The sequence below is a fragment of the Natronoarchaeum sp. GCM10025321 genome (assembly GCF_042663585.1).
Taxonomy (GTDB): Archaea; Halobacteriota; Halobacteria; order Halobacteriales; family Natronoarchaeaceae; genus Natranaeroarchaeum.
The window spans coordinates 1,210,327-1,230,282 of the sequence record NZ_JBHTAN010000006.1 but is presented as its reverse complement, the minus strand read 5'-3'; the positions used below and the strand labels follow the sequence as shown (position 1 = coordinate 1,230,282).

Annotated in this window: 14 protein-coding genes and 1 tRNA gene; 6 read left to right on the top strand and 9 right to left on the bottom strand. The window is 62.6% G+C overall.

The window, feature by feature from the left end; all coding sequences use genetic code 11:
- Position 1: 1 nt before the first annotated feature.
- The 7 genes from rbcL to priS all read right to left on the bottom strand — a co-directional run bounded on the left by rbcL (position 2) and on the right by priS (position 8,107).
- The gene (gene rbcL / locus ACFQL3_RS09035) at positions 2 to 1,249 is read right to left on the bottom strand and encodes a type III ribulose-bisphosphate carboxylase (RefSeq protein ID WP_377053457.1); all 1,248 of its coding nucleotides are present in this window, start codon (positions 1,247 to 1,249) and stop codon (positions 2 to 4) included.
- An 84-nt stretch (positions 1,250 to 1,333) separates the two neighbouring features.
- Positions 1,334 to 2,419, bottom strand: a complete 1,086-nt coding sequence (locus tag ACFQL3_RS09030; RefSeq protein ID WP_377053455.1) for a TrmB family transcriptional regulator — start codon at positions 2,417 to 2,419, stop codon at positions 1,334 to 1,336.
- A gap of 247 nt (positions 2,420 to 2,666) precedes the next feature.
- Positions 2,667 to 3,731, bottom strand: a complete 1,065-nt coding sequence (gene trmB / locus ACFQL3_RS09025) for an HTH-type sugar sensing transcriptional regulator TrmB (protein WP_377053453.1) — start codon at positions 3,729 to 3,731, stop codon at positions 2,667 to 2,669.
- Positions 3,732 to 3,804: 73 nt separating this feature from the next.
- The gene (locus tag ACFQL3_RS09020) at positions 3,805 to 5,406 is read right to left on the bottom strand and encodes a sensor histidine kinase (RefSeq protein ID WP_377053451.1); all 1,602 of its coding nucleotides are present in this window, start codon (positions 5,404 to 5,406) and stop codon (positions 3,805 to 3,807) included.
- Between the two features lie 113 nt (positions 5,407 to 5,519).
- Entirely contained in the window at positions 5,520 to 5,969 is a 450-nt protein-coding gene (bcp, locus tag ACFQL3_RS09015; protein ID WP_377053449.1) for a thioredoxin-dependent thiol peroxidase, read from the bottom strand.
- A 45-nt stretch (positions 5,970 to 6,014) separates the two neighbouring features.
- Positions 6,015 to 6,902: a hypothetical protein gene (locus ACFQL3_RS09010; protein WP_377053447.1), complete on the bottom strand. Its 888-nt coding sequence runs from the start codon at positions 6,900 to 6,902 to the stop codon at positions 6,015 to 6,017.
- Positions 6,899 to 8,107: a DNA primase small subunit PriS gene (priS, locus tag ACFQL3_RS09005; RefSeq protein ID WP_377053445.1), complete on the bottom strand. Its 1,209-nt coding sequence runs from the start codon at positions 8,105 to 8,107 to the stop codon at positions 6,899 to 6,901. The genes ACFQL3_RS09010 and priS overlap by 4 nt, the downstream gene beginning before the upstream one ends.
- Before the next feature lie 213 nt (positions 8,108 to 8,320).
- Between priS and ACFQL3_RS09000 the strand changes: the two genes are divergently transcribed.
- From ACFQL3_RS09000 to ACFQL3_RS08975, 6 genes are all read left to right on the top strand, one after another.
- Entirely contained in the window at positions 8,321 to 9,733 is a 1,413-nt protein-coding gene (locus ACFQL3_RS09000; protein WP_377053443.1) for a hypothetical protein, read from the top strand.
- Positions 9,734 to 9,825: 92 nt separating this feature from the next.
- Entirely contained in the window at positions 9,826 to 10,602 is a 777-nt protein-coding gene (locus ACFQL3_RS08995) for an SDR family NAD(P)-dependent oxidoreductase (RefSeq protein WP_377053441.1), read from the top strand.
- Positions 10,599 to 11,603: a TIGR04024 family LLM class F420-dependent oxidoreductase gene (locus tag ACFQL3_RS08990; protein WP_377053439.1), complete on the top strand. Its 1,005-nt coding sequence runs from the start codon at positions 10,599 to 10,601 to the stop codon at positions 11,601 to 11,603. The genes ACFQL3_RS08995 and ACFQL3_RS08990 overlap by 4 nt, the downstream gene beginning before the upstream one ends.
- Positions 11,604 to 11,754: 151 nt before the next feature.
- A complete protein-coding gene (locus tag ACFQL3_RS08985) occupies positions 11,755 to 16,242 on the top strand; it encodes a glycoside hydrolase family 15 protein (RefSeq protein ID WP_377053437.1) in 4,488 nt (1,495 codons plus the stop codon).
- A 72-nt stretch (positions 16,243 to 16,314) separates the two neighbouring features.
- The gene (gene malQ, locus ACFQL3_RS08980) at positions 16,315 to 17,802 is read left to right on the top strand and encodes a 4-alpha-glucanotransferase (RefSeq protein ID WP_377053435.1); all 1,488 of its coding nucleotides are present in this window, start codon (positions 16,315 to 16,317) and stop codon (positions 17,800 to 17,802) included.
- 313 nt (positions 17,803 to 18,115) lie between these two features.
- Positions 18,116 to 18,415 carry a PadR family transcriptional regulator gene (locus ACFQL3_RS08975; protein ID WP_377053433.1) on the top strand — a complete coding sequence of 100 codons (300 nt, stop codon included), beginning with the start codon at positions 18,116 to 18,118 and terminating at the stop codon, positions 18,413 to 18,415.
- Positions 18,416 to 19,094: 679 nt separating this feature from the next.
- On the opposite strand, the gene ACFQL3_RS08970 is transcribed toward ACFQL3_RS08975, so the two are convergent.
- Positions 19,095 to 19,165: transfer RNA gene (locus ACFQL3_RS08970), tRNA-Gly, on the bottom strand.
- A gap of 105 nt (positions 19,166 to 19,270) precedes the next feature.
- Entirely contained in the window at positions 19,271 to 19,918 is a 648-nt protein-coding gene (locus ACFQL3_RS08965) for a class I SAM-dependent methyltransferase (RefSeq protein WP_377053431.1), read from the bottom strand.
- Positions 19,919 to 19,956 lie beyond the last annotated feature (38 nt).

Genomic DNA, 19,956 nt, shown 5'->3' with positions numbered 1-19,956 from the left:
TCTACCGCGGCGTCTCCGTTCCCCATTCTTCCAGCGCCGTATCGAGGGCTGGCACCGATTCGGCACGGCGTTCGAGCGACTCACCGTCTACGTAGGCCTCGACGGCCTGCCTGAGCGCCCGCGCACCCGCCTCGGTGCCGTCCGGGTGGCCGTGAATTCCGCCACCCGCTTGCACGCAGACGTTCGTCCCGACGGCATCGAGTAGCTGATCGACGATGCCGGGGTGCAGTCCGCCCGAGGCGACCGGCAGGACGTCGGTCGTGCCGTAGAGGTCGCTCCGGAGCCATTCGTTGATGCCGACCGTATCCTCGTTGGCGAGTTTGCCGAGTCCGGCCGTACCCGTGTGGATGTGGTCGACACCGGCGAGTCGTGCGAACTGAGCGAGACAGCGCATCGAGACGCCGTGATGATCGAGTCGGTCGAAGGCGGCGTGCATCGCCCGGTGGGCGTGTATCGCCAGCCCGAGGTCCTCGCAGGTCTCGCGGACAGTCTGGAGCCCCGACCACCCGGCGGTGATGATGTCGACCATCACGAACCGGCCGCCGTGGTCGGCGACGAACTCGGCACGACGGACCATCTCGTCGGTCTCGGCGGTGATGTTGATCAGGTAGCCTTTCCGCTCGCCGGTCTCCGCTTCGAGTTCGTCTCTGGCGGCCAGACTCCGCCGAACGCGCTCCTCGAAGGGGTTGAACGACTGATCGGTCAGGTTCTCGTCGTCTTTCAGCAGGTCGACGCCGCCGCGCCACGCGTCTCGGCCGATTTCGACGTGACGATCGGTCGAGAGTCCGACCTTTGGCTTCGGAACGGTCGCGGTGATCGGTCGGTCCTCGGCGTCGAGTAGTGCTGTTCGGACGGCCGAACCGAACTGCGGGCCCCGAAAGCTCTCGACGAGGGATTCCGGCCACTCGCAGTCCAGCAAGCGGATCGAGTCGACGGCCTTCATCCCCATGATGTTCCCGGCGATACACGAGAGGATCTGCGGGAGGCTACCGGCCTCGAACAGCGCCGTCGGGTAGGCGACCAGCGCCCGGTCGTCGCCGATATCGAACGCGACGGCACTGAGGTCGGTGACGTCCTCGCCGGCCTGCAGTGGTGCCCAGGTTCCGTTCGAACTCTCGGAGGCGACACGACTCGCCGCGTCTTCCATGCTCATTCCCTCTGCCGGGTCGAGTCGGAACTCGCAGACGAGATCCGTTGCGACCGGTTCGTAGGTCGGATCGAGGAAGTCGTCGTATTGGATACCAGTCATGTTGGATGTTACCGTTCGACAGCTACCCGTATAGCCTTTTGGCCGGAAAAGCACAGGTACAGTCCGCTCGGAATCGGCGTATACTCACTCAGACTCGAAGTTCGTAACCGTGATCCGCTCCGCTTCGACGTCTTCGAGGGTAGCGCCCCAGCCACCGATCGTTACGACATCGTCGCCGGTGTCGACGCTGATGGCCGCGACGCCCGCGTACTCGGCCACCGAGGGGTTCGCATCGGCTTCCCGCATGCCGTCGTCGAACTGGTTCGTCGTTCTGATGTCGACGAGACGACCCTGGATCGTTCGCGTATGGGACGTTGTCGTATCCACGCCGACGACGTCGACTTCGATTTCGGCTTCATCGTCGTACAGCGGCTTGACGTCGCGGACGAAATATCGCAGATTGACGTAGTTACGTAGCTCTCCTTGCGCCGGATCCACGTACAGCGTCTCCCAGACGTCCCACATCGACGTGAGGAAGAACCAGTGGAACACGTAGGTGTGGGTTCGGTCGTCGACCAGGACGCCGTACTGATTGATCGAGTCGCTGTGCGGGGCGAAACAGGTCTTTTCTCTGTCGACGATTACGACGAACGGCGAGGGGAGCGGGCGATGGCGGGCTTCTGTACACGCACCGGGCAGGGCTTCGTCGTCGATGGTGTCCCGCTCCCGGGAATGGAGCGATAGCTTGACGAGGACGTCGTTCTCGATGGCCTCGACGAGCGACGGTCGAAGCTTTTCGAACTGGTCCGGCGTCACTGCCAACTGGACCTGATTATCGGCTTCGCGGATGTACCGCTTCGCGCTGTCAAGGACTGTCTCGAACCGCGAAACGATGCTCACCTTGCTCTGGCCCATCTCTGGCTGGTTCCACCGCTCTTCGATTTCCGAGGCGGCGCTCTCGAACTGGGATGCACGGGAGCGGAGATCATCGAGCACCTCGTCGGGGTCGTGTGCTCTGGCGTGGAGGCTATCCTGCTCGTACGTTTCGATGAATCCCTTCGACTCCAGATCACGAAGGACGTCGTAAATCCGCGGATCGGGAACCTGACTGAGGTCCGCGAGATCAGTCGCAGAGGCCGAACCGAGCTCGAGAAGCGTCACGTACGCTTCCGACTGGTACGGAGAGAGTCCTGCGTCCTCGAGAACGGTCGTCAACTCGTCTTGTTCCATGGTTGTGTACCGTTTGAGTCTCTTTGTCCACTGCCTTTCGGTTCTTCCGCCCACGGGCCGTGGGTGCGCACTCCACTGAACTCTCTCCGGTTTCGAGTTCGGAGGCGAGCCCTGTCCCCGGATGGCTCTCTCCTGTCCAGACCCATGGGTTCCGGTCTGCTAGCCGTTACGCTCATGCCACTAATAGGTACAACACCAGTAATAAAATAGTGGTGACTGCGGCAGTTGCCTCCGCTCTCCTGCTGGATTACCGCGTAGTCACCGGGGGTTCGTCGCGACCGACGTGGATCTCGTGGGCTTCGATATCCTCGAAGGCGGCAACCAGCCCTCCGATTTCGAGTCGCTCAGACCCCGTATCGACCGTTAGCGACGCGACCTGTTCGCTCTGGTCGAAATCTACGTTGGCGACCCGCCCGCTCACGCTTCGTTTGCGCCCCGTCTCGACGTCCCGTCCATCGATAGTCGCGTAGAACTCTCCGCCACCCCGATTGATATCTTTGACACACCGACGGATCGAGGCGTAGCGCCGCGGGAACGATCTGCCCGAACCGTTCTCGGCGAGCGTCTCGGCCGCTGTCGTCCAGAGCACCGTGCCAAAGAAGCCAGAGACCAGAAAGCCAAGCGCCGACCGATTGAAGATGACGCCGTATCGGTCACGGTCGTTGTTCCGGATGGCGTCCTGCGTGGCGTAGACCGAGTACTCCCAGTCGGCAACGGCGATGATTGGCGTCGTGATGCCCTCGCGGGCCCGCGCGGTGGTCGCAACGTCGAGATAGTCGTACTCGTCGGGATCCGGCGCTTCGGCCGCAGGCGTCACCAGCAGGTCGATACTGATACCGTTCGCGCGCTGTGTGATCAGTTCCGTCTCGAACCGCTCCAGTAACTCCGGCGTCAACGAGAGCGCCAGTTCGTACTCCGCGGACTCGATCGCATCCTCGACGTACCGGAGGATCGTCGACCGGGACTTCACGAGCGAGACGGCCTCGGTGTCACGCGCCGGTGCGGTGTACCGTGCATCGAGTTCGGCGATCATGTCCTCCAGCGAATCGGTCACGTCCGCGAAGGCCATCGACGGATCGACCGCGGTGATCTTCATGGGCCGCGATTCGCGGAGTTCGACCAGTCCCCGATCGCTGAGGCTCCGGACAGTGTCGTAGACCCGTGGCTGCGGAATCTCCGTGTTCTCCGCAATCTCGCTCGCGGTGAGCGTTCCCTGTTCTAGAACGGCCAGATAGGCGTCGATCTCGTACTCCCCGAGATCGAATCGGTCGCCGACACGTTCCATCTGTCCTCGCAAGTCATCGGAGCTCATACACTATCCACCGTCCTCTAACGATAAATTATTTATTATATTCCGAGTAGCACACTATTACTCAATCGAGTATCTATGTCGAGCCTTGGCCCTGCTCGACCGCGGGGAGCCGTATCACGACCGTCGTCCCCGAGTCGGACCTGATCTCGACGGTTCCGCCCGACTGCGAAACGATCCAGTCGACGAGCCAGAGTCCCAGACCGCCGCTGTGGTGCAGATGCGAGATCTGTTTCTCGCCAGTGAAGACGGACCGCTCCTCCGCGGGAATCCCCGCACCGTCGTCGCTGATTCTCAGTTCGACCTGATCGTCTATTCGTCGGATCTCTATCTCGACGGTCGGGTCCGCTCCGGCATGTTGTCCGACGTTCGTAAGCAGTTCGTCGATTGCAGTCGCGACTGCGGGATCAGCCGAGACATGTGCCGCTTTCGGCGCCTCGACGGCGGTGGTTACGTTCGGATATCTGTCCTCGAACGATTCGATCTGGTGCTCGAGGACCTCCACGAGATCAACGACGCTGTCGTGGCGGTCCGCGTCCCTCGTGACGAGTCTCTCGGTCATCCGCGCGCGATCACTCATCGTCAGCAGTTGCTTGCAGGTCTCGACTATCTCGCGGACCGTTTTGTCGTCGGCGGTATCGAGTCGACCGATGCGTCCGATCACGACGTTCAGCGTGTTCCGGAGGTTGTGGCGCAACAACCGGTTCAGTACGAGCAACATCTGCTCCCGTCGGGCGAGTGCTGACGCAAGCCGGTCAACTGCCTCGTTGATCTCCGTCCATTCGTTGCTCCCCGTGAGTGAGATCCGCTGATCGTACCGCCGCTGTTCGAGTTGCTCCAGCCTGGTCTGTAGCCGCTCCGTCTGCCGAATGTGGTTGCGATAGATCCAGAGTCCGAACCCGCCGACTGCGGCGAGCAATACGAGACTCGACCCGATCTGCACGAGCGCTAGCCGCTGGATCTCCTCGGTTACCGCGCCTTCCCGGTGATCGACGGTGACGGTCCATCCCGTCGACTGGACGGTTGCAGTTCCGCTGATCGTCGTATCGAACTGCTCCTCGCTCTGAAACAGTGCCTCCGTCCCCGACATCACCGAGACGCTCGTATCGGAGATGTTCCGGAGGCCGACTGCCGACTGAAAAAACGACCCGTCCAGATACAGCGCCGCGTTCAGGGTCCCCACGATGTCGTTGCCCTCGTAGATCGGCATGCTCAGTACGACGATCCGGTTTCCGGTCGCTGCCCGAAGCGGTTCGCTAATGTACTCCTCTCCGGCGAGCGCGCTGGTTACGTACTCCCGGTCGCTGTAGTCCTGCCCGATTACGGTGTCCGGCGAACCGCCCGTCACCGTCACGAGATTGACCATCTCCCCGTCCCTGTCGACGACTGATACGCCGCCGACGCCGTCGAGGGACTGGACGGTCTCAAGTGCGGTCCGCTGGGCGTCGGTGCCGTGGTCGGAGAGTCGTGGATCGTCGGCGACAACCTGAAGTGTCTGCTGGTTCGACCGCAGTCGCTGGTCGAGTGTCGATGCAGTCTGGCCCGCCCGGTCGTCGATGTCCGTCTGTGCCTCGTCGATCGCGGCCGACCGCTGCGAGTTGAACGTCACGAACATCACCCCGCTGATAACTACCGCAACGAGAACCAGACTCAACAGGAATTTTCGGCGGAGTTGCATCGGTTTCTACTACTCGTCTCCGGGTGCTCCTGGAGCGTTTCCAGGCATGCGACGCCTCACGTGGGAGACGCTACGTTCCGACGCACTCGTGCAGGCGATGGGGCTCACGACACTCACCGTAGATCCGACAGGATCTCGCCTGCGTGTCCCTCCGGATCGACGCCCTCGTAGGTGGCGACGATCTTGCCGTCCTCGACGACGTAGGTGTTTCTGAACACGCCGTCGAAGGTGTTCCCGAACATTGACTTCTCACCGTAGGAGTCGTACGCGCTCGCGACCGCGCCGTCCTCGTCGGACAGCAGCGTAATCGGCAGGTCGTACTCCTCGGCGAACTCCTCCAGATCGGTGACCGGGTCGTCGCTGATCCCGATCACGTCGACGCCAGCCTCGTCGAACTCGTCCCAGCGATCCCGGAAGCTACACGCCTCGGTGGTGCAGCCAGGCGTATCGGCGCGGGGGTAAAAGTAGACGACGACGCGGCCGTCGAACGACGAGAGCGCGACCGACTCTCCGTGCTGGTTCTGCAGTTCGAAGTCGGGCGCGTCTGCGCCTGTGTTGAGCATATCGAACCCTGACGGGTAAGTGTAAAACGAGTTTCGGTTCGGGGGTCAGTCGATCCGCTGTGCGGCGTCCTGCTCGACCAGTGGCTCCGCGTTGGCCGTCGGTAGCGTCACGACGTCCTCCGCGCTCAGTTCATACTCCCGGTCGTCGACGCCGAAGATGTCGCCGATCTCCTCTGTGATGCGGACGGTCGTCCGCTCAGTACCGTCAGAGTCCGGGGGGCTTGCCCCTTCCTCCGGCGGCATCTCGGGCGTCGCCCCGGCGTCGTCTCCCGGCGGATCCGCCCTCGGTGTCGGGGCTTTGGAGGCATCCACTGTCGACTCGGTCGGATCGTCAGTCTCCTCGTTTCGGGGGGCGGCCTCCGCTCCGTCGCCGGTCATGAGGTCCGCGGCGTCGACGCTCGGGTTGCTCGCCGACTCCGCGTCTGCTTCGGCCGCCTCATGTGGGGCCGGTGGCGTTGTCGGGTCGGCGTCGGGACTCCCCGTCTCAGTGGTGTCGGACACGGGGGTCGCAGTACCGGTCTCGGCGGGCGTCGATACCGGACTCGCTTCGCCCGAAAGGATATCGAGGACGTGCCCTTTGTTCTGTTCGATGCGGTCGACGAGGTCGGTGAACAGTTCCGACTCCTCGGCGGTTAGCCCTTCCTCGTCGGAGGGCATTCCCGCGGCCGCGAGGCTTGCTCGCTTGACGATTTTGCCCATTCGGCGCTCGTAGACGGCTTCCACGACCTCCTCGGCAGTCTCGATCTCATCAGAGAGTTGACTCACCTCCGAGGATGCGAACGGATCCTCCGCACGCTCGGCCGCACGGTCACGTTCGTTTTTGAGGTTCGCGATGTAGTCACCGACGTCCTCGTAGAACGAGTCGCGCAGATGCTGTAGGCTGTCTTTCTGGCGCTCCTTGCTCTGTACGGAACGCAGGTCGTCGAGATTCATTCTTTTTCCTTTTCGGCGTGACCGCGGGCCATCAGGTAGACGCCCACGTATTCAGGTACGATTTGTGCACCCTCTGTGATTGTAAAGCTATCGCCGCCCAGTTCGATCTCTCCGCGCTCCGCCCCAGTTCCCGGGAGGCCGTCGAGGTCCGGGACGTCGATCCTGATCTCCTGTCCGACGAACTGCTCGGGCACGGCGTCGGCGAGCGGTCTGAACGAATCGAGCGCGTCGCGACTGACCCGTGTCACGGCCAGGCCGGTCCCGCCATGGAGGCTTCCGGGTAGACGGATGAGTCGGTTCGTGTCGGTCGTGACCGGTTCGTCGATCGGCGCGCTCTCAGTTTCGAGGACGTCCTCGGTGAGCAGGCGTGCGACCTGGTAAAAAGCGGGGTGGACATCGATGTTGCCCGCCGCGATCTCGTCGTAGTTGTTCCGTGCGGCGGTCAGCGCGGCAGTCGATTTCCCCTCGCCGATCCGGTCGAACTCCTGTAACCGTTCGAGCGCATCCTCCTCGGGGAGGTCGAGCAGGTCGTCGACGAACGAGACGAGTCGCGAGTGAACGCGGCCGCTCCAGCCACCGTCCGTGACGAGCGAGCGTTTGTGTGCCGGGCTAGAGCGGCCGGCGGTCCCGCCGACAGCCTCGTGCTCGATGAGGTTGTCGAATTCGACATCGATGCCGCGGACGTAATCGACGATCTCACGCCGGTCGTCCCGGTCGAGTTCGAGGATCCCCTCGTCCCGAACGTGGACGTGATAGCCTCGGCCGCCCGAAAAAACGATCGTAGTGTCCTCGAAGCCGAAATCGGACTCCAGGAAATCGAGCAGTTTGATCAATGCGTCCTTGCAGGTCGCGAGCATCTCCTCGTAGCTGTCTTCCTCCGGCGAGACTCCGGGAAGGTGGTCGGCGTCGAGGTCGAACACGAGGTCGGAACTCCGCCAGCCTTTCTGTTGCATCGTCCCGGCACCCGGGTCGTCGTACCGCCCGGCCGAGAAGTAGACGTGGCGCGGGCGCTTTCGGGCGAGGAAGTCGTCGAGCGACCCGATATCGAGCAGCGAGCGATGGCGTACCATGGTGGTTCCGGAGCCAGCAGTCCACGGAATGAAGCCCCACTCCCGCAGATTTGCGTCCGGGGGCGGCGACAGCGCTGTCCGGCGATAGTAATCTCGGAACCGGCCGCGGAGGTACGCACGGGTACGCTCTTCCATCGGTTACTGTCGTATGAGAGCGAGCATAGTTAAGGTACCGTTACAGTCGCGTCGGTGAGACAGGGTATCAAGGGTGTCCCTCGTCGGATCGCCAGCAGGCAGCCGAAGTAAGACAATATTACGTCGCTTCGGGCAAACCCTGCGTTCTATACGATAGTCCTACCGGTATTTGCCCCAGTATAACTAACCGGTAAAGGGCCTTGTAACACTCCGATGTCAGAACGAGGATCTGCTGGGTCCGAGTCAGACCCCAACCGACGCCAACTGCTCGGTTTGCTCGGAGTAACCGGTCTTACTGCATTGTCGGCGACGCTGGTGGCAACGGGCACCTCAATAGAACCAGACGATAATCCGGACGACGAGTCCGAGACTGCAGACGATGACGATGGAGAGGGCACCGGGGAGACGGAAGAGCCCGCACCCTCCCTATCAGTCGAGTGGAACTCGATCTACAGGGACGAGCAACCTAGCTCGTTTGCCAGCGCACAGCGCGCCGAGAAGGGGTTCGCGCTGGCGGGCGTCCAGCTAGACGAGGACGACGCCGGCGTAGGATGGCTCGTCCAGAGCGGCGGTCCGGACACCGAAACGACCGATCTGCGACACACCTCTGCGTTGAACCGATCGAGACGGCAGATAGACGAGGGGTATGCGATCCACGACGCCGTCGAAACCATTCTCCGGGTCGACGATGGCTGGCTGCTGGTCGGGTGGACTCACGACCTCTCTCCCGACAGCAAGTCGGCGTGGCTCCGACGGATCAACGAAAACGGCGGACTACAGTGGGAGAAACAGTACGGCCGCCCGGGCGTCAACTCGTTTCGAGACGTCTTCTTCGACGGTGTCGCGACCGACGACGGTGGGGCCGTGCTCGCTGGCGTCACGCTCGGGTCCGAGTTCATCGATACGCGGCGAGGCGACGGCTGGCTAGCGAAGGTCGCTCCCGACGGCGAACTGGTGTGGGATCGAACCTACAACACTGCCGACACTACCATCACGGATTGGACCAAAGACGAGCGTCACGACCGCTTCACCACCATCGAGTCCACGGAGAACGGCTATCTGCTGGCCGGGACTACGACGCCCAGAGAGGCGTCCGACACCGTCCCCTCGGAACCGTGGATCGTCGGCGTGGATGCCGATGGACAGAAACTGTGGGATACGTTAGAGGAGCGTGACCCGGCCGAGAGCGGAGAGCGCCAGGATCGCGTGATAGCGGATATCGCGCCGGCAGACAGTGGCTATCTCGCGGTCGGCACCGTCGGCAACTACGAGTACACCCGCTCGTTCCGGTCCAACGTGTTCACCGGGGAGGGTTGGATCGCAAGCGTCGAGGGGGAATCGTTCGGCTGGCAGCGACGACTGGAATCAACCTCGATCAGGACGGTCGAGCGATTGGACGAGGAGCACTACCTCCTCGGTGGCGAACAAGAGGGCGTCGCGTGGGTAGGTATCATCGAATCCGACGGCGAACTGATCGACGAGCGGCGGCTTCACGACGTCGAGGGCGACGTCCGAGCCACTACCGGCGTCGAAGGGGGGCGCATCATCGTCGCCGGGAGACGGACTCAGGACGATATCCCGGTCGGATTCGCGGCAGGTATCTCTGGGACTGCTCGGGATTCCTGAACGCGAACTCGGCCCGAGGAAACTTTATCATAGTTGACTATGTACAATGCCGTGAGGATGTTTCACAGTAGCCGAACCGTCCGGAGGGTAGTATGACTGGCGGGCAGTTCAGCATCGACGGCTCGACGGCCATCGTCACGGGCGCGTCTAGCGGGATCGGGAAAGCGATCGCCGAACAGTTCGCGGCGGACGGACTCGATGTCGTGATCTGCTCGCGCGAACAGGAAAACGTCGACCCGGTCGCCGAGGCGATCAACGAGAGCGAGCGAGCGGGACGGGCACTGGGGGTCGAATGCGACGTCACCGACCGGGACGCGGTCGACGCGCTAGTAGAGACGACCGTCGAGGAGTTCGGCGGGCTGGACGTGCTCGTCAACAACGCCGGCGCGTCGTTCATGGCGAACTTCGACGGGATCAGCCCGAACGGCTGGAACAAGATCGTCGACATCAATCTCACGGGCACCTACCACTGCACGCAGGCCGCCGGCGAGTATCTGAAAGACGGCGGCGGAAGCGTCATCAACCTATCCAGCGAAGCGGGCCAGGACGGTGCACCGTACATGAGCCACTACGCCGCTGCGAAGGCGGGCGTAATCACCCTGACGACGACGCTTGCTAACGAGTGGGCGGCCGACGGTGTCCGCGTCAACTGCATCGCACCTGGCTACGTGGCGACGCCGGGCGTCGAGTCACAGATGGGCGTCACCGCTGACGACATCGACCGCGACGATGTGGACCGGACGATCGGCCGGAGCGACGAGATAGCCGACATCGCACAGTTCCTTGCCAGTCCAGCAGCATCCTACGTCGTCGGCGAGACGATCCGCGCCGCTGGCGTCCCGGACCTCATGAAGACACCAGACCAATGACAGACAGAGAGATCCACCTCCCCGTGGCCGCACAGCCCAGTATCGACGACATCGTCGCGATTACCCAGCGCGCAGAGGAGAACGACTACGTCCGCGCGTGGATGCCCGAAACGTGGGGGCGTGACGCCGTGACGACGCTCACGATGCTCGCCGAGCGAACCGACGAGATCGAACTCGGCACTAGCATCGCGAACGTCTTCTCGCGGTCGCCAGCACTGCTCGGCCAGACCGCCGCGACCCTCCAGGAGGCGTCGGACGGGCGCTTCCGCCTGGGGATGGGCCCGAGCGGCCCCGCCGTGATCGAAGGCTGGCATGGCGAATCGTTCGAACGGCCGCTTCGACGGACCCGGGAGTATATCGATATCGTCCGGCGCGTCGTCGAGGGAGACGGTCTTGAGTACGACGGCGACATCTACACGCTGTCGGGCTTTCGGCTTCGGTTCGACCCGCCCGAGACGCCGCCACCGATAGATGTCGCCGGAATGGGACCGAAATCTGTCGAACTCGCCGGACGGTTTGCTGACGGCTGGCACGCGACCACGTTCACACCTGATGGACTACGCGAGCGACTGGAGGATCTTCACCGCGGGGCCGAACTGGGCGACCGCTCGCCCGACGATATCCGTGTCACGCTGTCGTTGCCCTGCTGTGTGCTAGAGAACGGCGAGCGCGCTCGCGAACTGGCGGCCCAGCATCTCGCCTTCTACGTCGGCGGGATGGGCACCTACTACCGAGAATCGCTGTCCAGACAGGGGTACGAAGACGAAGCGAACGAGATAGCGGCGTCGTGGGCAAGCGGTGATCGGGAGGCCGCAGTGAACGTCCTCGACGATGGCCTGCTCGACGAACTTGCCATTGCCGGGGACCCAGCGCATGCACGCGAACAGCTGGCCGAGTTCGCCGATATCGATGGCCTCGACGCCATCGCGATGGCGCCGCCGCGGGGTGCTTCTGGGGACGATATCGCTGCGACGGTAGACGCAATGGCTCCCGATAACTGACCGAACGGCTGGCCGTATGGCCGGTTTTCCAGACACGTCAGCAAATTCTGAACGACGCCAAATCATGGGCAACTTTAAATATCGAAGCCGACTAGCGTCGTGATGAACGATTTCCGCCAAGATCCAGGCGGGGGCTCTGATCTTCGATAATATGACGATGCGCATTGCAATAGACGAGTACAAGCGAGACCATCACGCGGAAGACTCTCATCCGGGAGAGCGACCGTCCGTCGATGGATTGTTCAGTGGTGACGAGGGTCGACTCGTCTACGTCGACCGGAGCGGATCCATCCGGGATTACTCCGGCGCGACACTGAACAAGCACGGTATCGAACGCTCACGTCTGGGAATCGGCTCGGACGAGGGAGTGCACTGGTTCGACGAGATGGAGACGACCCGTCAGTCCTACGAGGGCGAGACGACGATGATCGTCACCGAGCACGACGCCGGCGAGTTCTCGGTCCACCAGTACGACTACACGCTCGAGGGGGCGCATCTGACTCACGTCGAAGTCCGTGGAGACATGCCGGACCGACCACGACTGTTCGCCGCAATGGCCTTTGCGCCCGACGGGCAGTCCAGTAGCGTCGGTCACCTCAACCATCAGGACGTCGTCGAGGTCTTCCACGACGCCGAGCACGACTACATCACTGCCTCGACGGGGTTTTCGTCCGTCAACAGTCAGCGCCGAGAGGGACTCGATGCGTTACTGACGGACGATCCCTCAGGGCTCGGCACCAACGAACGCACTGAGGACGACCTCTCGGATACGATGGTGATCGAGACCCATCTCGACGACGAAGGTGGGCACGCACAGGCAACGCTCGTCACGCTGGTCGCCGACCACGAGGAGACGACCCGCGAGGACGCGCTCGCACACGTGCGTGCGTTCGCGGATCACTACCAGACAGACCGCGCGATCCGGAACCGGGCGAACCTGCAAACCGGGTTCAACGTTCCCGACATTCCGTCCCGCGAGTCGGTCGTCGACGACCTGCGCGCCCTATCCCTGCTCACCGCACCGACCGGTGCGCGGATCAAAGGGCCGGAGTTCGATCCGTATCACGTCTACTCCGGCGGCTACGGCTACACGTGGTTCCGCGACGACGCAGAGATCGCTCGTGAGCTGCTCGACGTCGACGAACAGTTCGGCGTCGACCTCGCGACACAGCACGCGGAGAGTGCGCGATTCTACGCCGATACACAACTTCCCGACGGGACCTGGCCACAGCGAGTCTGGGCGCACAACGGTGCGCTGGCTCCTGGTTGGGGCAACTCCCGTGTCGGTCTCGGCGGTTCTGACTACGCCGCCGACGGCACCGCAAGCGTGCTCACGTTCCTCGCGACCTATCTGCGACAGGGATCGCCCGACACCGATCTGTTCGCCCGGATCGAAGGGACGATCCGCGACGGCTTCGAGGGACTTGTCGCTCTGCTCGAAAAAGACGGACTGCCCGAACCGTGTCTCGACATCTGGGAGAGCGATATCGGACGGTTCACGCACACGGCCGCGATGGAACTGCTGGCCTTCTCGGCCATCGCGCGCGCTCCCATCGAGCAGGAACTGACCGAGGCGGCCAGAGCCCGTGCCGATGCCGTCTACGATGGGCTCGCCGGTCGGTTCAGCGACGAGGGTGTCTTCGAGCGAAAGCCCGGCGACACGACGGCCGACGCGAGCACACTCGCGCTCGTCGAAGCCCATCACGAGTACGCGAAACTGACCGGTGACGTCGATAAGCACCGAATCGAACAACTGGTCGAACACGTCGATACGACGATAGACCGACTCTCGCGGAGGAACGACGCAGGCGAACTTCTCGGCCTCTGTCGAGTCGAGGACGACACCTTCCGCGAGCGCGGACAGGACGAACCGAAGGTCTGGGCGCTTGCGACAGGCTGGGCGGCCGAGGCCACGGCAGCACTCGGCGCGCTACTCGAAGAGGATAGCGACCGACAGGAAGAGACGTTCGAGCAGGCCCGGGAGCTTCTGGCACTCATCGAACAGGATGGCTTCCTCGCTAACTCGACCGGGTTCCTCTCCGAGCAGGTGTTCGACGATGGCTCGCCCGACAGCGCGACGCCGTCGGCGTGGTCGCACGGTAAACGCTCGGGAGCAATCGCTGCGCTACAGGACGCGGGCGGTCTCTCGACGTCTTCGGAGACGACACAGCCGGTCGGTCCCGCGGTCGCTTCGACCTGGACGACTGGCGAGAAGTACGGTATCGGAACGGCGGCGGATCACGGAAGCGACTCGCCGTCCCGGGTCTGGTTCACGCTCACCGAAGGCGCGCTCACCGAACCGCGGTTCCCGCGTGCCGACCTGATGAACTTCCGGACCGTCGACTTCCTCGTTGTCGACGCCAACGACGAGTCGACGTATACGGCACGGACACACAACGAGGACCGGACCGACGATACGCTGGAGACGATCGAACGCGAGACCGAGATGGTCGGCTCCGACTCCCTGGTCTACAAGCAGACGGTCACCGAAACCGGCTCGAACGGCCACAACTGGGAGATCGAGGTCGAGTATATCACCGATCCGCAGACCGAAACCGTGCTGATGGACGTCGGCTTCACCGCGAACGACAGCAATCAGTACGACATCTACATCATCGGTGACGCCGCGCTGTCCGGCTATATGCAGGGCACAGCGAGCGAACTCGTCGAGGATGCCGACGGCTACGCACTGACGGCGTGGGACACGGAAGTCGCGGAGGATCCGGCTTTCGTCGACCCGAACGGGGAACCGTATCAGGTCGCCACTGCCATCGCCTCGCACCGCTCGTTCGACTGGGCGACAGTCGGTAGAGCGGGCGAAAAACATCTGGCGAAACTGTTCGCCGACGGAGATCCGACGGACGAACAGCGGTATGCGGCGCCCGGCCACGGCGTGCTCGTCGGTCGAATCGGCGAGCAAACTGGCTCGATCGCCGACACGATCGCGCTCTCTTTCGCCGAGGACGCCGATACCGACCGGGCGCTGACGGATGCACAGCGAGCGCTCTCGCGGGGCTACGTCGGCGTCCGAAGCGAGTACGTCGAGGGCTGGCAGGAGTATACGGAAGCGATCGAACTACCGGAGTCGGTCCAGTCGAACCCGGCGCTTGCGAACCAGTATCGGGCCGCGTCGATGGTGCTCAAGGCCGTCGAGGACAAGACGTTCGTCGGAGCAGGTATCGCCAGTCCCTCCGTCCCGTGGGGCGACAACGTCGATGCCGAGAACCCCATGGACTTCGGCTACAACTTCACCTGGGCACGGGACCTCTATCAGGTGTTCACGGCGCTGGAAGCCATCGGCGACCTCGACAGCGCAATCGAGGCCACGGAGTACATCTACGGCTACCAGCAACGTCCGAACGGGTTCATCTCGCAGAACACGTATCTGGACGGGCGGATCCGTTGGGGCGGCGAACAGCTAGACAACGTCGCCTTCCCGTCGGTGATGGCCTACCAGCTCTACGAGAAGTACGACATCGACTTCGAGGAGGTCGTCTACGAGTACGATCACGTCCGACGCTCCGTCGAGTATCTCCTCCGGTCCGGTCCACGAAGCGGCCAGGAGCGCTGGGAGGAAGAGGCCGGCTACTCGCCGTCGACGATCGCCGCCGAGATCGCCGGGATCGCCTGTGCCGCGCCGCTGGCGGAGGGCGAAGGCGAGCGGGCAGACGCGCTTGCTTACCTCGGCTTTGCTGACTACTGGCGGACAGGAGTCGACCGCTGGTGTGCGACCTACGACGGCACGGAGCGACACGAGGAAGTGCCGTACTACATCCGCGTCTCGCGAAACGGGGACCCTGATAGTGCCGTCAAGCGCGAACTCGCAAACAACGGCCCAACGCTCGACGAGCGAGACATCATCGACGGCGGCTTCCTCGAACTGGTCCGTCTGGGCATCCGCGCGCCGGACTACGACCTGATCGAGAACTCTATCGAAGTCGCCGACGATACGATCCGCGTCGAGACACCGCACGGCCCCGGCTGGTACCGGTACAACGACGACTGCTACGGCGAGATGAGCGAAGTAGAGCCCGACGAGGGCGCGCCGTGGGCGCTGGATCGGCAGGGCGCAGGTCGTCTCTGGCCAATCTTCACTGGCGAGCGAGCGGAGTACGAACTGCTCGCGGGCACGGAAAGCGGCGAGGAGGACCCCCAGCGACTGCTCGAAACTATGCAGCGGTTCGCAAACTCCGGGCGGATGATCCCCGAACAGGTCTGGGACCGCGAGTATCCGACGGAGTACGGCTGGGAGTTCGGCGAGGGAACCGGTGCCGCCACGCCGTTGGCGTGGAGTATGGCTCAGTTCATTCGTCTCGCTGACGGCATCGACGCCGGCACGCCAGTCGAGACGCCGGCGTTCGTCCAGGAACGCTACACCGTCCACGATCCGGACGGCCCGCCGCTCGCCGTCGACGAAGTGACCGTCGAGGGAGATACCGCAAGCGTCACCGGGACGACCCGCGGCGCCACCGTCGTGCTCTGGACACACGACGGCACCGAACGGTATCCGGTCACTGACGGCGACTTCGAGGGAACTGTCGATATCGGCCCCGGTGCCGAATCCGTAACCGTCATCGCCGCAACGGATGGCGATGATCTCGCTCAGATCGGAACGACGCTCACGACCGTCGAACTGTGACGCGTATGTGAGTGCGCCTCACCGAGAGGTCGTTGCACCACGTTTACTACACTTGCCTCTGAAACTACCTCTATGAGTCGATTTTCCCGGCAGAGCGGGGTATTCGCACATCCCACCTCGCTACCGAGTCCGCATGGAATCGGATCGATTGGACAGCCGTCCCGCGAGTTCGTCGACACGCTTGCCGACGCCGAACAGTCGCTCTGGCAACTATGCCCGCTCGGACCGTTGTCCAGCATTCACGGCAACTCGCCGTATCAGGCCTACTCGGCGTTCGCCATCGAACCGCTACTGATCGATCTCGACCCGCTCGTCGAGGAAGAACTGCTGATGGCGGAGGAGACGACGCCGGCGGAACCGTTCTCGGACGAGCGCGTCGACTACGAGGCCGTGCGGGAGTTCAAGTATCCGCTCCTCCGAACCGCGTTTGAGCGCTTTGACGAGGAGCGCCCGGCGGCACTGTGGTCCGATTTCGAGAATTTTCAGGAGGAGACGGACTGGCTGGAGAACTACGCGCTGTTCCGCGCGCTGAAACGAGAGTTCGATGGACAGGCATGGACCGACTGGCCGGAGCCAGTCGCACTGCGCGAGTCGGCTGCGCTCGACGAGTACCGAGAGAAACTCGCCGACGAAATCCGGTACCGCGAGTTCCTCCAGTTCGTCGCGGCTCGGCAGTGGGATCAGCTCAGAACCCGCGCCACTCAGGTGGGTGTGAAAGTCGTCGGCGACATGCCGATCTACGTCGCCCAGGATAGCGCCGACGTCTGGGCCCACCCCGAACTGTTCGAGCTCAAGGACGACGGTACCCCGAAAGACGTCTCCGGTGTGCCGTCAGACGATAACAACCCGGCACAGAAGTGGGGCCCGCCAGTCTACGACTGGGCCGAGCACGAAGCCACGGGCTATCAGTGGTGGATCGACCGGATGGACCGGCAACTCGAACTCGCAGATATCGTCCGGCTTGATCACTTCCGCGGCTTCGAGGAGTACTACGCCATCCCCGCCGAGGGCGACGGGAGCGACGGCGAGTGGCGGTCCGGTCCCGGCCTCGAGTTCTTCCGCACCATCGAGGACGAACTCGGGGAACTGCCGATCATCGCCGAGGATATCGGATTCGTCACGGAGGAGATCGAACAACTTCGGCGGGACATCGACGCGCCGGGCATGAAAGTGATGCAGTACGCCGACTGGTGCAGCGAGGAACACATCTACCTCCCTCATACCTACGAAAGAGATACTGTCGCCTATCCGGGAACCCATGACACGAACACCGTCCGAGGCTGGTACGAGTCGCTCGACGACCGGCAGGTCGAGTGTCTCCACTACTATCTCGGGACCGACGGGAGCGAGATCCACTGGGATCTGATCGAACGCGCCTGGCACACGGCATCCGTGATGGCGATTACACCCCTACAGGACCTGTACGGCCTCGGTGCTGAAGCGCGGTTCAACACTCCCGGCACCGAGACCGGCAACTGGGACTGGCGCTGTACGCCGGAGCGACTCGACCAGTTCCCGACCGAGCGACTGCGAACGGTCACGGACGAAGCGGGTCGGTGAGTCCGGCACACCGCTACAGTAGCTTTTGAGGCGCGTTCTCAGGTCGATATGGTCGTCGTCACCGGACGCCGATATATCGCATCCCAGCACTGAGCGCGAAGTAATCTATCGTTTATGAATACGCATGATATGTGGGGTATACCAATGCCCCGGACACCTACTGGCGTGTCGCTGTGCTGTTTATTTTTACTATATTTTACTGTATTATTTATATAGAGGGAGTATAATCCACAGTTAGTCTTATTTACTCAGTATAATATACTTCCAGAGCGTCAGACTTAACACTTCACGGGAACTATAATACAGCAGTCACATGTACGATCTCACTGGCTTCCAGCGCGACCTGCTGTACGTCATCGCCGGCCTCGACGACCCGCACGGCCTCGCCATCAAGGACGAACTCGAAAAGTACTACGAAAAAGAGATTCACCACGGTCGGCTGTATCCCAACCTCGACACGCTGGTGGAAAAAGGCCTCGCCGAAAAAGGACAACTGGACCGGCGGACCAACTATTACTCGCTCACCTCGCGCGGGCGCCGAGAGATCGAGGCCCGCAGGGAGTGGGAGTCCGAGTACGTCGACGACTCGGCCCAGTCCGTCGAGGCTAACTGATCACTGGGTTGCCGACTCCGTCGCACCACCGGACTTCAGATCTCTGCCAGTCGTACACTCTACACAGCCGCTGACGTTCTCTTGATTGTCTCCGAACACTCGGGTGAAGTCTCGGGTAACGAACGCCCCACAGTTGTTGCACGTTGGCATACTCAGAAGATAACGGTGTATCCCGCTTAGTTACTAACTGAGTACGAATGAACAATCGTGAACAGTTCGATACGGGAAACTCCTTAGAACGGTTACGTCTGCGTTTCTCTGCGGTATTTTCGAGTTGTTGGATCCTCAAATCGGGTCGTTTAAACGCGGAGAACTGCTCGGTAGAGGGATTTACTGCGATTTTCAGCGTCAGTCGTGTGGAGTAATCCGAACTTATCAGGGACTGCGTGGGGACGATGTACGATCACAGAGAGTTTGTGGATCGTAGCGAAGCAAATGCTTGCTACACCTGCGTCTGGTGATTCAATTGGTTGACGGTTCTGCTCCTCAATTTCGTTCATCGAAGTAGCAAGCTACGCCGAGTCGTCCCTCACCCAGTCCGCATCTACCCCAAAAAAGCGTCGGCCGGGACCGAACGATCACGCAGTGATCGCGAGGGTCGGCCGGGAGTGAGCAAACGCGTAGCGTTTGCGAGCATCGGGCGACGCATTCGAGCGACGAGCGCAGCGAGAAGCGAGAATGCGTCGGCCGGGATTTGAACCCGGGCCATGAGCTTGGAAGGCTCAGGTCCTACCACTAGACCACCGACGCGTACACGGTGAAACGCATCGGTGCGGTCGAGACGACCGCTCGATGCGAAGTACCGGTGGGCCGTAGGCCCACACCAGCGTGCACTCCGTCGTAGTCCGTCGGACGTTAAGGGCGTTTCCCTTTCGTCGTAACCACAGCATAGCAGTTGCCACTGGAGACGAAGACGTCGTCGGGGTCGAGGGCGCTTCGGTCGAGGTCAGCGCGGAACTCGTCGGGGTCGTAGATATGATAAAAACGCGAAACCGACTCGCCACCGGGAAGGGTCCAGTCGACAGTCGTGTCGAACCCTTCATCGGCGTCGAACCGGTCGTGTGCCGTGCTCCACGCCGAGACGAGCGCCGATCCGTCGGCTGCGAGAACCCGGGCGAGTTCGTCGAGGCTGGCGACGCGGGTCGCCCGGTCAGGGAGGTGATGGAGCGTCGCGACGTAGACGGCAAGGTCGACCGAGCCAGTCGAAAGCGGAAGCCTCGACGCGTCGCCCTGGATCAGATCCACGTTAAAGGAGCGCTCAGTGCGGCGCTTGCGGGCGGTTTCTAGCAGGCCACGGCTCACGTCGAGGCCGAGGACGCGCTCTGTATGATCTGTGAGGGCTTCGGCGTGACGGCCGTTACCACAGCCGAGATCGAGGCCGATGCCGCCCTGCCGTTCGGCGAGGAACTCCTCGACCTCGGGCCAGGGATACTCGCGGGTCTTCGCGAAGTGGTCCGCAATCTCGTCGTAGGTGTCCCGAACGTCGGCCGTCGATCGGTCCATACTCGCCAATCGCGGCGTGTCGACAAAACGGCGACGTT

Coding starts and splice junctions, on each gene's coding strand:
- rbcL (WP_377053457.1), bottom strand. CDS start 1,249: ATGACTGGTATCCAATACGACGACTTCCTCGATCCGACCTACGAACCG.
- ACFQL3_RS09030 (WP_377053455.1), bottom strand. CDS start 2,419: ATGGAACAAGACGAGTTGACGACCGTTCTCGAGGACGCAGGACTCTCT.
- trmB (WP_377053453.1), bottom strand. CDS start 3,731: ATGAGCTCCGATGACTTGCGAGGACAGATGGAACGTGTCGGCGACCGA.
- ACFQL3_RS09020 (WP_377053451.1), bottom strand. CDS start 5,406: ATGCAACTCCGCCGAAAATTCCTGTTGAGTCTGGTTCTCGTTGCGGTA.
- bcp (WP_377053449.1), bottom strand. CDS start 5,969: ATGCTCAACACAGGCGCAGACGCGCCCGACTTCGAACTGCAGAACCAG.
- ACFQL3_RS09010 (WP_377053447.1), bottom strand. CDS start 6,902: ATGAATCTCGACGACCTGCGTTCCGTACAGAGCAAGGAGCGCCAGAAA.
- priS (WP_377053445.1), bottom strand. CDS start 8,107: ATGGAAGAGCGTACCCGTGCGTACCTCCGCGGCCGGTTCCGAGATTAC.
- ACFQL3_RS09000 (WP_377053443.1), top strand. CDS start 8,321: ATGTCAGAACGAGGATCTGCTGGGTCCGAGTCAGACCCCAACCGACGC.
- ACFQL3_RS08995 (WP_377053441.1), top strand. CDS start 9,826: ATGACTGGCGGGCAGTTCAGCATCGACGGCTCGACGGCCATCGTCACG.
- ACFQL3_RS08990 (WP_377053439.1), top strand. CDS start 10,599: ATGACAGACAGAGAGATCCACCTCCCCGTGGCCGCACAGCCCAGTATC.
- ACFQL3_RS08985 (WP_377053437.1), top strand. CDS start 11,755: ATGACGATGCGCATTGCAATAGACGAGTACAAGCGAGACCATCACGCG.
- malQ (WP_377053435.1), top strand. CDS start 16,315: ATGAGTCGATTTTCCCGGCAGAGCGGGGTATTCGCACATCCCACCTCG.
- ACFQL3_RS08975 (WP_377053433.1), top strand. CDS start 18,116: ATGTACGATCTCACTGGCTTCCAGCGCGACCTGCTGTACGTCATCGCC.
- ACFQL3_RS08965 (WP_377053431.1), bottom strand. CDS start 19,918: ATGGACCGATCGACGGCCGACGTTCGGGACACCTACGACGAGATTGCG.